Source organism: Lewinella cohaerens DSM 23179 (genome assembly GCF_000379805.1).
GTDB lineage: Bacteria > Bacteroidota > Bacteroidia > Chitinophagales > Saprospiraceae > Lewinella > Lewinella cohaerens.
Map to the genome: position 1 here is coordinate 520382 of NZ_KB903531.1, position 14478 is coordinate 534859.

At 44.4% G+C, this 14478-nt stretch carries 13 protein-coding genes; 6 read left to right on the forward strand and 7 right to left on the reverse strand.

Features of this window, described 5'->3' with window-relative positions:
- Window positions 1–15 precede the first annotated feature (15 nt).
- Window positions 16–825, forward strand: a complete 810-nt coding sequence (locus tag A3EU_RS0101980) for a sterol desaturase family protein (protein ID WP_020534443.1) — start codon at window positions 16–18, stop codon at window positions 823–825.
- 148 nt (window positions 826–973) lie between these two features.
- Here A3EU_RS0101980 and A3EU_RS0101985 read toward each other — a convergent pair whose 3' ends face one another.
- Window positions 974–2041 (reverse strand): Smr/MutS family protein, encoded by a 1068-nt coding sequence (locus A3EU_RS0101985; RefSeq protein WP_020534444.1) that lies wholly within the window; start codon window positions 2039–2041, stop codon window positions 974–976.
- A gap of 126 nt (window positions 2042–2167) precedes the next feature.
- Between A3EU_RS0101985 and A3EU_RS29075 the strand changes: the two genes are divergently transcribed.
- The 4 genes from A3EU_RS29075 to A3EU_RS0102005 all read left to right on the forward strand — a co-directional run bounded on the left by A3EU_RS29075 (window position 2168) and on the right by A3EU_RS0102005 (window position 6539).
- Window positions 2168–2845: a class I SAM-dependent methyltransferase gene (locus A3EU_RS29075; protein ID WP_020534445.1), complete on the forward strand. Its 678-nt coding sequence runs from the start codon at window positions 2168–2170 to the stop codon at window positions 2843–2845.
- A gap of 59 nt (window positions 2846–2904) precedes the next feature.
- Window positions 2905–5187, forward strand: a complete 2283-nt coding sequence (locus tag A3EU_RS0101995; RefSeq protein ID WP_020534446.1) for a glycoside hydrolase family 113 — start codon at window positions 2905–2907, stop codon at window positions 5185–5187.
- A gap of 138 nt (window positions 5188–5325) precedes the next feature.
- Complete coding sequence (locus A3EU_RS0102000) at window positions 5326–5796, forward strand: DUF4442 domain-containing protein (protein ID WP_020534447.1); 471 nt, start codon at window positions 5326–5328, stop codon at window positions 5794–5796.
- An 80-nt stretch (window positions 5797–5876) separates the two neighbouring features.
- Entirely contained in the window at window positions 5877–6539 is a 663-nt protein-coding gene (locus A3EU_RS0102005; protein ID WP_020534448.1) for a haloacid dehalogenase type II, read from the forward strand.
- Between the two features lie 104 nt (window positions 6540–6643).
- Here the strand turns inward: A3EU_RS0102005 and A3EU_RS0102010 are convergent, their stop codons facing one another.
- Both A3EU_RS0102010 and cdaA read right to left on the reverse strand, forming a co-directional pair.
- Window positions 6644–8032: a dipeptidase gene (locus A3EU_RS0102010; RefSeq protein WP_026211177.1), complete on the reverse strand. Its 1389-nt coding sequence runs from the start codon at window positions 8030–8032 to the stop codon at window positions 6644–6646.
- 80 nt (window positions 8033–8112) lie between these two features.
- Window positions 8113–8886, reverse strand: a complete 774-nt coding sequence (gene cdaA / locus A3EU_RS0102015; protein WP_245569324.1) for a diadenylate cyclase CdaA — start codon at window positions 8884–8886, stop codon at window positions 8113–8115.
- 198 nt (window positions 8887–9084) lie between these two features.
- Here cdaA and A3EU_RS0102020 point away from each other — a divergent pair, with 198 nt between their 5' ends.
- Complete coding sequence (locus A3EU_RS0102020) at window positions 9085–10257, forward strand: HlyD family secretion protein (protein ID WP_156825612.1); 1173 nt, start codon at window positions 9085–9087, stop codon at window positions 10255–10257.
- Window positions 10258–10484: 227 nt separating this feature from the next.
- Here the strand turns inward: A3EU_RS0102020 and A3EU_RS32375 are convergent, their stop codons facing one another.
- The 4 genes from A3EU_RS32375 to A3EU_RS0102040 all read right to left on the reverse strand — a co-directional run bounded on the left by A3EU_RS32375 (window position 10485) and on the right by A3EU_RS0102040 (window position 14409).
- Entirely contained in the window at window positions 10485–11588 is a 1104-nt protein-coding gene (locus A3EU_RS32375) for a T9SS type A sorting domain-containing protein (protein WP_020534452.1), read from the reverse strand.
- A 96-nt stretch (window positions 11589–11684) separates the two neighbouring features.
- Window positions 11685–12605: a BamJ family beta-barrel-assembly machinery protein gene (gene bamJ, locus A3EU_RS32380; RefSeq protein ID WP_020534453.1), complete on the reverse strand. Its 921-nt coding sequence runs from the start codon at window positions 12603–12605 to the stop codon at window positions 11685–11687.
- A gap of 90 nt (window positions 12606–12695) precedes the next feature.
- Entirely contained in the window at window positions 12696–13313 is a 618-nt protein-coding gene (locus A3EU_RS0102035) for a MiaE family protein (protein ID WP_020534454.1), read from the reverse strand.
- Between the two features lie 163 nt (window positions 13314–13476).
- On the reverse strand, window positions 13477–14409 hold the full coding sequence (locus A3EU_RS0102040) for a DUF4249 domain-containing protein (protein WP_020534455.1): 933 nt from the start codon (window positions 14407–14409) through the stop codon (window positions 13477–13479).
- Between the last annotated feature and the right edge of the window lie 69 nt (window positions 14410–14478).

The following is a 14478-nucleotide window of genomic DNA, read 5'->3' on the forward strand; positions in this document are numbered from 1 at the left end:
ACAAACATCCCTCTCATGCATATCCTAATCGATCAATTCGGCTGGCTAACAGGAGCATTAATCAGCGCTTTTTTCATCTTTTTCCGTTACGCAATTATGGCTGGGTTTGGCTACCTGATTTTTTACAGTTGGAAGCGGCGGCGGTTTATCCATAGAAAAATACAGCAGCGACTCCCCAGTTGGTATGCAGTTCGTCATGAAATAGGTCACTCGCTACTTTCGGCAGCTATCTTTGCACTGGTAGGCCTCGGGATTTATGGACTTAAATTAGCAGGATGGTCGCAGGTATATACGGACACTTCTGAATACGGGGCGCTCTATCTGGTCTTCAGCTTTTTAGTCCTAATCGTTGTTCACGATACTTATTTCTATTGGATGCACCGCTTGATGCATCATCCACGCTTATTCAAGTTGTTGCACTTGGTACACCATCGTTCCAACAACCCAACGCCTTGGGCGAGCCTGGCTTTTCATCCCCTGGAAGCACTGATTGAGATAGCAATCATTCCTGTATTAGTGATTGTAATGCCGCTGCACCCTATTGTACTTTTTGCTTTTGCGACTTGGTCTCTCACCTGGAACGTCGTTGGCCATCTTGGTTTTGAGTTGTTTCCGGCCGGCTGGCTAGATCATCCAATGCTAAAGTGGTTAAACACTTCTACACATCACAACATGCACCACCATTATTCAAAAGGAAACTACAGTCTTTACTTCAATTGGTGGGACCGTTGGCTGGGCACAAACCACCCTGATTACGAAGCCACATTTAGAGCACTGACAGAGGGGAACGATAATTTGATAGTTAAGGGAGTTCGTGAAAAATAATCTACACACCTTCCTACAGAGTTTTCCTTTATCCATTATCAGGTTTTCCTTGCGTAGCCCGCTATGCTGCGGAAAACCTGACTTATCTACGCAAAAAACTTACTACATCTTTTGCGTAGATTATTTACTTTCTCATCCCTAAAGAGGGCTAAAAGAGAACCTCGGTGGCACCGTAGCCGTACCGGGCATGGTATTCATTCTTAAATGATTTTACCTCCGACATTGCTCGCAGTCGTGCCTCTACTGCCTCTCGTAGTTTTCCTTCGCCAATGCCATGGATAACAAAAACGCGATCTACACCAATGCGGATGGCATCCTGCATGAAACGCTCAAAGTGATAGAGCTGTGTACTCAGTATCTGCTGGCGTGGTACTGCTGACGGATCATCAACGAGGCTTTGAATATGGAGGTCAATTTCGTTTTTAAACGCTGCCATCTCCCATACCTCATGGGGCATCTCCTGAAGATTAAACCACTGCGAACCACTTGATTTGTTTTGCGTTTCCCGGGAGGTATAGTCCTTTAAAGACTCTTTAGGAGGTAATTGTTTGGGGGACGCTTGCTTCTCGATCATCTCCTTGGGTGTAAACAATTGGTACAAGTAAACTTGCCGATTAAGGTAAGGAGCAGTAGTAATTTTTTTAAAGAATTGTGTGGGTTTCAATTTGAGGATACGCGTAAGTTTCCCACCAGTACCTTTACCATCTGGTAATAATCGCCAATTTTCAATATGTACCTCGGCACTATTGTTGAGTTCACTGTACTGGAGGCTACCCGCTTCAATCATCGTACGGGGGCCTAGTCGGCCTTGGGTATTCCAAACACCTCTTTTATCTAAATGCAGACCTAGTTGGTACAAAAAGTTAAGCTGGGTGTCATTGATGAGGTAAATACGGTAGTAATCGGTGCTTCCATCGGCTCGAAAGACGGGATCGAAAGCAAGCTGCAGACCTTGCGGTTTAAGTACGGTATACTGATTATCAATAGGTAAAGGCTGTAGCGGTAGTGGCTCTACCTTTTTCTTGCCAGGTACAAACTTGGCCTTCACGCGCGAAGCAGCTACTTCCGAAGAACGTTCCAATGCATCTGCTCCAACAGGAATCACTTCGCCATCATTGAGGCGTATGGCAATCAGACCATGCTCCAATAGCTCCTCCACTACACCTTCATCACCAGTATAGATCAACCTCACCTTCGTTCCAATGGAGAAAACCATAATTGTTCGTCCTCGTTTATTGTTCGCGAAAGATAGGGAATAAGTATTGTGCAAAAAACAATTCACCTATTTCTATAGTAGGAATTTGATTCCATTATTCTTCTGCGGTCGCTTACCTTCGTGTTCATGAATAGTAAGCCTACGCTTCGGTGGCGGATCGCCCAGTGGTTAGAAATTCGTTGGTGGCGCAACTACCTGCGCAAGCAAGACGTAACTACCTATGCCCAACAAAAAAGAGACTACTGGCAGCGCCTTTTAGCTGCCCTAAACCTAAGCTTTACAGATCAGCAGACAATGCTTGATGCTGGCTGTGGTCCTGCTGGCATTTTCATGATACTGCAAGATCATCAGGTAGATGCAGTAGACCCACTTTTGGATCAATACGAGCAGCAATTGGTACATTTCTCGCCGCCTACTTACCCTTGGGTTCAATTCTACACCTCCAGCATTGAAGCTTATTCGATAGAAAAACGCTACGATACTACCTTTTGCCTTAATGCCATCAACCACGTAGCAAATTGGAATCAGGGTCTTGATAAAATAAGCGACCTTACCAAACCTGATGGAACACTGGTTGTTGGAATTGATGTGCATCGTTATCCATTCCTGAAATTCTTATTTAGACTGCTCCCAGGCGATGTACTCCACCCTCACCAACATGACCGAGCAGATTACCGCAAGGCATTAAACAACAGAGGTTGGAAAATCACGCAGGAACTGACCTGGAAAAAAGGGCTTATTTTCGACTATTGGCTCGTCGTTTGTCAAGACCAAGATCTTTTACGACTTTCTACAAAATGCTAAAGTCCAGCTAAAGGGTGTTATATTTATCAGAACATCCTCCATTGATCAAAAAAAGCTCCATGTTTCGTCTATTAATAGGCCTTATTGCATTAGTAACGTCCTTGCTCTTAGGACAACGCTGGCTGCAACCAGCCACCAGCCCTCCTGGTCCAGATCCTTTACCTCACCGCCAACAACTGCAGCGAGCAGCCTGGAATAGCGGCGCATGGCTAATTGTCTATTTAACAGAAACGAAAGAGGAGCAACAGGCTTATGAAAAAATACTACGACCACTAGATGAAAAAACATTTCGTGGAATTGAGTTAAAAGTATTTGCTTACGAAAATGCGCCAGACAGTCTATTGCGCAGCTATCCTTTAATGATTATTGGCAAAAAACTTCCTGCTTCTCTAAAGGAACATTTAAACACCTTACCAGCTCTTCAATTTGATAGTACTCATGCTCAGTTAGGAACAACAAAACTAGACCAGCCAGAGGATTTATTGCAACTCACGTATTTACCCAGCTACTGGCAAGACACTTTACCCATGCACCTGATTTGGGCCAAAGAAGACGCTATTATTCAAACTCACCTGAAGGAACGACTAGGCCGAGGGACACGCTCTTTTCTATGGTCTGCCTGGGGCTACGAAGCACAGCGATCCGGGCATATTTTACAGCAAGGCTACTTCAACGACAGTACTTGGGTAATGGACAAACAAATCCATTTTGAATTTCCGACTACTCCAGAAGACAGTTGGGTAACGAATAGCGCTAATATCCAAGCTTACGACGGAGCAGAAGCCCCCTCTTCGGAGTGGCTCAAGGAATTGGACACAGCACAGTTGGCGATCCAAGAATTCACTGATTTTGCTTCCTTGTCCCCACTAAGCATTAAACTTTACCCTAGCGTAGAACGCAAAGCGCTCCGGATAAAATCAATGAAACAGGCTAACCTTGCAGACAATGAAATGGTTACGCATTTGGTCATCAATGATAATTTCCAGGGGCAAGAATGGGGTGTACAATACCGCCCATGGTTACGAGAAGCATTAGGAAAACCGTTTTATCCATTGTATGAAGAAGGACTATCCCTTCAGTGGATTGATGACATCAGGGGGGATAGCTGGCACAGCTGGGTTAGATCACTGGCAGAAGCCGATGCAATGCCTTCTGCGGAATTGCTTTTTGATGAAAACAACCGTCAAAGTCTCACTCCCCTCATCGGTCAACTGGCGGCAGCAGCATGGGTGGACTACCGCCTGGAAACCCTCGGCAAGGCTGCTTTTTTGATCGAATATCGAAAAGGAATACCGCCTCCCCAAAGCACAATGTATAACAACTGGATCAAGTGGATCAGGCACAATTACCCACTGCGATCCGTCGCCAAGCAAGCGGCCCCTGACCAGCGCCTGAATGGGTTTACGCTCGCTCACGAAGGTTATCGAATTTATAACGGTTATGGCAGTTCCCGAGCGCGCCAGTCGCTTACTGTAATGAAGCAGGTTGGCATTGAAGCCGTTGCCATTGTTCCATATAGCTATATGTCTGATGCTCATCGGCCAGATCCTATTCCGGTTTCTCAACATGCGGGTTCTGAGAATGACGAGGCAGTATTGTTTGCTCACCTTTCGGCAAAATCACTCGGTCAATTCACTTTGCTCAAGCCACAAGTCTGGCTGGGTGGAGGAAGCTGGCCCGGAGATGTTACTTTTGACAATGAACGGGATTGGCAAGCGTTTTTCACCAATTACGGCAGATGGGCCTTACATTATGCATTATTGGCAGAAATGTACGGTTTTGATGCCTATTGCATTGGTACCGAACTCCGTTATACTACCCTTAAAAAACCTGACGAATGGCGCAAACTAATCCAATCCGTTCGAAAAATCTACAACGGCTCTCTTACTTATGCAGCCAACTGGGGTGAAGAATGCGAAGAACTGAGTTTTTGGGAAGTCTTTGATTTCATTGGCATCAATTGTTATTACCCCCTTCATAAAGGTCCTACCGCTACGGACAATGATTTGATGAAAGGAGCAGAAAGGGTCGTCGAGAAAATGGAAGCCATCTCCAAACGATCCGGTCGCCCTGTGTGGCTCACAGAAATTGGCTACCGCAGTGCTACTGCTCCCTGGCAGCAGCCTCATGCCGAAGCTGGTGACCGAGCTATTGATGACGAAGCACAGGCAAGGTCATATAATGCCATGCTGGCCGCTTGTGAAGGGCAAAATTGGCTTTTGGGATTCTTCTGGTGGAAATGGTCTTGTGACCTTGACCACAACGAAAACAGAGGCCGAGGCTACACACCTTACGGCAAACCTGCGGAAGAAGTGCTGAGCAGGTATTACCTTAATTCATAATTAGTATTGCGCAAAAAATAAATTGAACCTTCTTTTGGGTTTTCCAAATAGCAGACACGCTTAAAATGAATCGCTTAGCCTGCTTTTTGAAAAACGTCGGCTCAATTTATGTTTGTGCTGTTCCTTAACTTAATATAGATGAATCGATTAGAACGTACGGTCAACAAACTCAAAGCTTATCCAAGCTGGCTGCTTTCCTTTGCTGTTGGGCGAATTGTGAAATTTACGGGTACGACCGGAATATCCTATGACCTTATNAGCAGAGACAAGGTTGTCGTGAGTATGAAAAATCGCTCCAAAGTACGCAACCATATTGGGCAAATTCATGCCGCAGCCATGATGCTACTGGCAGAAACAGCCACCGGTATGGTGCTAGGCATGAATGTCCCTGATGACAAAATTCCGCTGCTAAAGTACATGAATACCAAGTTTATACGTCGCTCGCAAGGGCGAATGCAAGCTGAGGCCGTCCTCAATGAGGAACAGCAACAGCATATTATGACCACGGAAAAGGGAGACGTCATCATTCAAGTAAAAGTTACCGATGAAAGCGGCGAGGAACCTGTACTTTGTGAAGTATGCTGGGCATGGGTACCGAAGCGGAAGTAGGGGTGTAAAGGTGTAAGAGTTTTAATAAGTGTAAGAGTGTAAGTGTTATTACCGATTTTTATAAAACATATTCCTGGCTCATGCCTATACAAACTTATGCTTTTGATGTTTACGGGACACTCATCGACACCGATGGTGTACTGATTTTTTTGCGACAAATAACCGGTGATCAAGCGGAGCAGATCAGTGCCACTTGGCGGAGCAAGCAATTGGAGTATTCCTTTCGGCGTGGGTTGATGCAACAGTATATCCCCTTTCCGTTAGTGACGGCAGAAGCACTGAATTACGCACTGGCTGTTCATAAGGTACGACTGACGGAAAGTGAGCATGAAATTTTATTAGACAGCTACCTAAGCCTCCCCGCTTTCCCGGATGCTTTAGCGGCTATCAAAGCACTTGCGGACGGAGCACAAAAGCTTTTTGCGTTTTCAAATGGGCCAAAATCAACTGTAAGTGCATTGCTGGAACAAGCACAGCTCCTCCCCTATTTTGATGGTGTGGTGAGTGTGGAAGCTACCCAGGTTTTCAAGCCTAGCCCTGTGGTGTATCAGCATTTTGCAGAGATGACTGAAACATCGATTTCTACATGTGCACTGGTATCGGGGAATTCTTTTGACGTGCTAGGCGCCAAAGCGGCAGGTATGCAAGGCATTTGGGTGCAACGCGACGCGCAGACTGTTTTTGATCCTTGGGGAGTAAGCCCTGATAGGGTTATTGAGGACTTGGGAGCGTTGATTACCTAATTTAACGTGAGATGCTATGAAATTTCACTTCCGTATTAATAGAACAAAAAAGNTCTACTGCTAATAGATAGCAATAGACCTTTTCTTGCAAAACTGTATCAATCTTACGACTTCAAAGCCGTATAATACTGGTAGTAATAAGGAATCGTCTCGATACCTTTGTAGTAATTGAAGAGGCCATAGTGCTCATTAGGTGAATGGATGGCATCGCTATCCAAACCAAAGCCCATGAGGACACTCTTCACGCCAAGTACCGACTCAAATAGCGCAACAATTGGAATACTGCCTCCCTCGCGCTTGGGGATAGGAGCTTTGCCAAATGTCTTTTCCATCGCTTGATGAGCTGCCTGATATTCGGGCGTATCCGTAGGCGTAACGACAGGCTCACCACCGTGATGTGGCCTTACCTCTACTTTCACTTCAGCAGGAGCAATGCTCTCGAAATAAGCCTTAAAGAGCTCGGTGATCTTATCTGGTGATTGGTTGGGCACCAGGCGCATGCTAATTTTTGCAAAAGCTTTGCTAGGCAGAACGGTCTTTGCTCCTTCGCCAATGTAACCACCCCAAATACCATTTACATCAAGCGTTGGGCGAATGCTGGTACGCTCGGCCGTGGTGTAGCCATCTTCTCCGCGCACCGCATTAATACCCAAATCTTTTTGGTAATGCTCCAAGTTAAAGGGAGCTTTATTCATTTCTACCCGCTCTTCTGTAGAAACAACTTCTACATCATCGTAAAAGCCGGGAATCGTGATGTGCTTGTTCTCGTCCATCATCCCTGCAATCATTTCGCAGAGAACGTTGATCGGGTTACCTACAGCGCCACCATAAACACCAGAGTGCAGGTCGCGATTAGGACCTACCACTTCTACCTCTACATAGCTAAGACCACGTAATCCGGTAGTAATACTAGGCGTATCGTTATCGATGATGCTTGTATCTGAAATCAGAATAACATCGCAAGAAAGCTTTTCCTTATGTGTTTCGAGGAAATGGCCTAAATGCTCGGAGCCTACTTCTTCCTCTCCTTCAATCATGAATTTGATGTTACAAGGGAGAGAATTGGTTGCCATCATTGCCTCAAAAGCTTTGACGTGCATAAACATCTGTCCTTTGTCATCACAAGAACCACGGGCGTAAATTGCACCTTGAGGATGCGCCTCCGTTTTTTTCACTACAGGGTCAAAGGGGCCACTGTCCCACAAATCGATTGGATCGGCTGGTTGAACATCGTAGTGGCCATAAACCATTACAGTAGGAAGCGTAGCATCGATGGTTTTTTCACCGTAAACAATAGGATGGCCCGCAGTGGGGATGATCTCTACATTATCAGCACCTGCTTTTTGCAAGTGATCTGCCACAGAGGCGGCGGTACGCTGAACATCTTCTTTGTAGGCAGGATCAGCGCTGACGCTGGGAATTCTCAACAAGTCGAGTAATTCATTTAAGAAACGATCCTGATTATCTTTGATGTATTGTTGTGCTGCTTGCATGTAAATTTGCTTCGGTTTTAAATCGGCTGAGGGCAAATATATAATTTTGCGACTAGCTACACGAAAAAAGTCGCTATTGTTCAAACATATTCCTGTAAAATCTTCATCAGGCGCTGTTCTTTGATCTTACGTTCCAGTTTATCACCTTTGGCAAAACTGATCGCGCCAGTTTCTTCCGAAACCACCAAAGCTACAACATTAGAGCGTTCGGTGAGCCCTACGGCGGCTCTGTGTCGCAAGCCGACGCTTTTGGGCAAATTGGTTTTCTCGCTGACAGGTAAGATTGCACTTGCGCACAAAATTTTCAGGTTGTCTATCAGTACGGCTCCATCATGCAGGGGACTTTCTTTGGCAAAAATACTTTCAATGATTGCTTGAGAAATTTTTGCGTCCAACTCTACGCCACCGCTGACTATACCTTGAAGGTTAAAATTTTGACAAAAAACAATCAGTGCCCCTACCCTTCTTCTACTCATTCTAAGAATAGCCTCAGATAGTGCCTCCTGTGCTGCACGATGCGCCTCAGCGGAACTACTCATGGCATTACGGTCCAGAAAACGATCCAAAAAATTTGATCGCTGCCGTAAGGTGGTGTTACCCAGCAAAAGCAAGAATCGCCTCACCTCAGGTTGAAAAATGATGATAAGAATAATGATGCCCACCTTCACAAACTGATCCAGAATACTGGACAGCAGGTCCATATTCAATTGGTTTACAACAAACCAACTGATATACAACAAGAGTAGACCTACAAAAATATTAAATGCAATACTGCCACGGAGCAGCTTATAGAGTTGGTACAAAAGGTAGGCTACAATACCGATATCCAGTATATCCCAAACACTAACCTTCATAAAACCTATACTGAAATCCAGCATAATACGCTACCGACGACCGGCCTTTTTGGTAAACGAAAAAATCATCCTTCTTTAGCGATGCTCAAATATAAGGTTTTTGCAGCCCCAAGCGTTTAGGCTACGTAGAAATGAAACCAATAGAAGTTTTTTAACTTTGTTGAGTAAATATAGAGCGGTTCCCCAAAAGCGATAATAATGTCAATGTTTTCCAAAAGCCACCTTCTTCTGGTCATTATCAGTTTCCTGATTGTCCCTTTTGTCTGTAGTGGGCAGGGAGCTGTCATTCGTGAAAACTTTAGAGGAGAAAAGCTGAAGGTATATCCCGATGGGCGGATCGAATACTTCAACGGCGACCCCTATGAACCTACGGAGGAGGATGGTTTAATTACCTATCCTGTTTTCCAAGGTTACATTGAGCCCTTGGACGGAGAAGTGAGCGTGAATGAAGTAGACCTTTACAAAATTGCTCAACGCCGTTCTCAGCTCTCCAGTACTGCTGCCGAACTCGCTCAGCAACGATTAACCCAAGCTCAGGAAAATTTACAACGGTTGCAGGACAGTTACAATGCAATATCCGGGGATGAATCCCGTAGAGATATTCTACAAAAACAAATCACAGCGGCAAGGCGTACCCTAGAGCAAAGCCAAACTCAACTCAATGAAAGTCAGCGAGCAGCACAACAAGACGATCAACTCGTTAAGAAAGGTGGGTTTATTGAAAGTTTCAATCAGCGCGTTCGGGAGAACAGGTTGCGAGAAGCGAATTCACAGCGCATTCGGAGTGCAAGTAATCAATCCTATGCTCAGCTCATTCCGTTGACTAACAATACTGCCGCCAGTAGTTTTGAAGATTTGATGCTTCGCCCCCCACGTCGGGAATGCCGCTATGCTTTCGACGGGCAGGATGCTGAGACTGGGCGCTACCGTCGTGATTTGCAGCCAGAACTCCTATTTAGCTATACTGATGAACGGCTAAGGCCTTATCTCCAAGACAAAGAATACCTTGTTTGCGAAGCCTATATTTCTAGTGCTGGTGGTTTCCGATACCTCACCCTCAACTTCACTTTTGCTTACCCCAATGCTCAGGAAGCTTACGGTTTTATTGACCAAAACAGTGTATTGACCATCAAGCTTCTAAATGGCGATGTTCTTAATTTAAGGTCAGGAAAGATGGACAGAGGCCAATACAATACTGTAAAAAAAGAGCTTACTTATTCGGTCTATTACCCAATCGACCGCAGCTACATTGGCTTATTAAAAACCAGTGAAGTAGACCTCCTACGCGTCTTCTGGAGCAGTGGCTTTGAAGAATATCCTATCCATCAGATGGATTTTTTCCAACGACAGTTTCAGTGTTTGGGAGATTGATTTTTCGTTATTGGTTGATGGTTAGATGGTTTCGCTAGTGGGATTAGGCATATTTGACTTTAGCAGCATTTCTGGGTATTTCTATAAATTGAATTCACGAATTCAACCGTGATTACCCCCCCAAACAACCACGCGTATCAAGGCTCCCTCCCCCTGCGAAACGCAACCCGAAACATGGCCATTTCCAACAACGGGAAGGGCCGGGGATGGAGCTAGAGGTTTGTTGATCACCTGGCAACAACGACCTGCTTTGCAATAGCAATACGCTGCCCCTCAATTAAAACAACAAGGGTATAAATACCTTCCGGTAAATTGCTTACATCCAGGTATGGTTTTGGAGTTTGGAGGACCAATACTCCATTTGCATTAAAGAGTTGAAGGCCTTCAACTTCCTCTGTTTCTACCCATATTTTATCAGTAGCTGGCTGGGGATATACTTTGACCAGAGGGTCTTCGGACAGGACACTCACCTTACTGGAGAAATCTGTATCCAAACGATAGAGTACTGCGGGAAGCGTACCAACTTGCTCTGTACTAATGTAGGCAAATCGTTCATTACGCCAACAAACACCTTCTGATTTTATGGAGCCCGTCAAAAGGAGTGGCCATGTTGTTAGTGTTCCATCAGAAAAATGAGGCGCTGTAAAATCGCTCAACGTAAAAACCAGAGCCCCTTGACCAGAATAAGCGGAAAACAATAATTGATTGCCACTTGGAGCAATGTCAGCACCTGTAATTAAAGCCGGCACCAGGAAGCTATCCATTGCCATCAAATTATAAGCACCAGGTGTTTTGGGCATGGCATATACCTTGGTACGGGCGGCTGACCAATCTTTGGTAAACAGGAACAAACTATCCCCCATTGCTACTAGTGCTTCTGCATCATAAGGGGTGAAAAATTGATTGCTTGAAAAATCAACCTGATCAGCATAGGTATAAGTGATTTCCTGAGCTTCGACCGTATCCCTTTCAAGAAACTCTGACCACGTTATTTTATAAATTTTCAAATTCATCCGACTACCATAGTTATTACCTATATCTCCAATGTAGAGGTGGTCTGCGTCCGAGGAGATGTCTTCCCAATCTACATTACTTGCGTTATTGACAAACACTTCTCTTAAAGTCGAGCCATTAATTGTGTCCAATTCGTAAAGTTTGGGAGCATCTCCGGAATCATTATGTGTAATTAAGCGCCCATCTTTGTAGAGCAAGCCTGAACTTTCAGGGACAGTTAGCGTTGCCAATGAGTCCAGGTGAAATTCCTGTGCATAGGATTGCAGGACAAACAATAATACCAAGGCAGAAAAAACTAAGGTCTTAATATTCTTCATGATTATTCCTCATTGACAGCCACTAAAAAACAGTCCCAAATTTTGCCTTAAGGCAAAATTTGGGACTATATATTGAAAGAAAAAACCGTTTGACGATTACTTTACTTCCAGTAATTCCACATCAAAGATAAGGGTAGCACCGCCAGGGATAATAGGAGGTGAACCTCGTAGGCCGTAAGCCAAATCGTAAGGAATATAAAACTGGTACTTGGCACCTTCTTTCATCAATGCTACACCTTCGGTCCAACCAGCGATGACTTCGTTCAGGCCGAATTCAGCAGGTTCTCCACGATCAACAGAACTGTCAAATACTGTTCCGTCAATAAGCGTACCATGATAATGCACAGATACCCGGTCAGTTGCCGTAGGCATTTTGCCAGTACCTTCTTTGATCACTTTGTAATGAAGACCTGTGGGAGTGCTCATTACATCAGCTTCGGCAGCTTTCTCTTCAATAAAAGCAACACCTTCTGCAATAACCGCTTCTGCAGAGACCGCAGCTTCGGCTTCTTGTTGTTTGGTAATCGTTTCCGTAAGGCTTTGCATCAATGCATCTTCCTTGTCACCTACCATACTTGCTGCATCACCCAGTTGATCTTTAGCCCCCTGGAAGAAAGCATTACTATTAAGGCTAATGCCAAACTCTTTCATGTTGCGGGCAAAATCAGCACCGATAACATAAGAGATAGAATCTACAGAAAAAGGAGCTGGGTCTTCGTCTGTAAATGGAGCACCCTGACGCATCATCAACGTCTGCTGAAAGGTATTCATCATTGCAAGGCCGTCTTCTTCCGAAATGGTTGCTCCGTCCATTGCTACATCTTCCAAACCTTGGCCCAACTCGGTTGCGTTAACATCCATTCCCAAATCTTGGAACTGGCCGGTAAAGAAGCGCCCTACTGAGTAGGAGATACTGTCCATCTCTGTTTCAAGATTGCTGGTGCCTTTCATACCACCACCACCGCCACAAGATGACACTAGTGCGAGGATACTAAAAAGAAAAATTAATTGTTTCATTAAAAGAATTATTATGAAGTAAGTTTTTGTTAACCTGTAAGCACTAAGTCTTGGTATTGCACTGAAAACAGATGCGACCTCCGTGCTTTTTTAGTGCATTCGATCACCTCGAAGGTCCAATTCCTCCATGATTTCAGCTTCCTTGGTAAGGTATTCCTGCCAGCGGGCATTGGCCCTTTCTTCACCAAAATACTTCCTAGCTAAATCAATAAACAAGCGATAATGGCCTGCTTCAGAAATCATGAAGCGATGATAGAAGTCCTTTAAGTCTTCATCTGAAATATGTAGACTCATCAAACGGAATCGTTCGCAGGATCGTGCCTCAATCAAGGCAAAAACCAGCAACTTTTCCAATAACTTATCATCGCGAGAGCCTCCTTTCTTTTGAAAAGCCAAAAGCTTATTAACGTACTCATCTTTACGCTGGCGCCCTAACTTCAACTGGCGTTTATCCATTTCTCGTAATACAGAACGAAAATGCCCCCACTCTTCTGTCACAATGGGTGCCAATTCGCGCACAAGTTCCTCTCTTTCCGGGTAGCCCTGAATGAGCGAAATACAGCTGGTCGCTGCCTTTTGTTCGCAATAAGCATGATCGGTAAGAATCTCGCCCAAGTCCATCTCTGCCAGGTTCACCCAACGAGGATCAGTTGGAAGTTTAAGCCCCAACATCCGGACCCCCTCAAGTTCTTTTTCCGCTTCTGTCATGAAGAGTAGTTAATACGTTAAACATTTGATTCTATGACATTTCTGTACCTGCACTAAGGTGCAAATAAAAGTTGCCATAAAAGGAAACATTTTGACTTTAAAGCCGCAAAGATACTAAGTAATTGGATAAAAGAGGTGTAATAACCGAGGATAGATATGCTATTTAAAAACTGAGGCTCACCGAATCCTGCGTAAAGTTATATCCAGCGAAATAACCATGCCCATTCTCAACATTGTTAAAGATTACGATTGGGTCGTTGAAAGGGCCATCAGACTGATTTTGCTGGCGACTAAAAGTAGAATAGTAGAGGTAATATTCTTCTGATACGGTACGTAGCTCTACATATATTTGGCCTAAAGCCTCAAAATCAGGAACAATTTCCAGGTCAACCTGAAATCGAAAACCTTCTTCACTGGGGTTGTTTTTCAGTAACAAGCCACCAATCATGGCATCGGAGATAACCTTGGGGTTATCCTGCATGAGATCAATACGTTTCAAATATCGACCATCAATAAGCGTATCTGCTCCTACTATCGTGACACTTAGAATTTCCTGAAAAATGTTTAAATGATAGTAGTTGTCTTCTTCAATGGGGTCCTCAAAGTTCAAATCTATCTGATAGCTGTAGCGCATATAGAATGGTCCGCTCCCTTCTTGTTCATTAAAATTGGAGACTTGTAAGGTTGAAAGTGACACCGGCTCTGGAATAAAGCTATGCGCCTCAATGGTTTCAAAACCCAACGCTTCTACCCGAATCGTATAAGTAGTAGCGGCTTCCGGCGTAAAAGACTGAGTTGTATAATAGGGGGCAATCCGTGGGGCAGGATCAACGTATAAGGTCAGTTTTTCAATAAACTTATCTCCTTTATAAAGGGTGACATTAGCGTCAGCTAAATATTCGGGTAAACTATTATCCAGGATACTCTGGCTTTTAGCTACCGAAACCTTAACGACCTCTCCTAAGGTAAAGCTACTATTAACCACTAGCCTTGGCGGTGGTTCGTCGATGTCCAAGTCTACCGTGCGTTCACAGGTGGCCCCCATACAGAGGAATACCAAGAAACCGAAGGGTAATATTTGACGAAAAATGGACATTCGCTATTTTTAACCCTTCAAATATACAGTTTTTCAAATAAACCAATTCCAATCTTTAAGTTTCTAAAT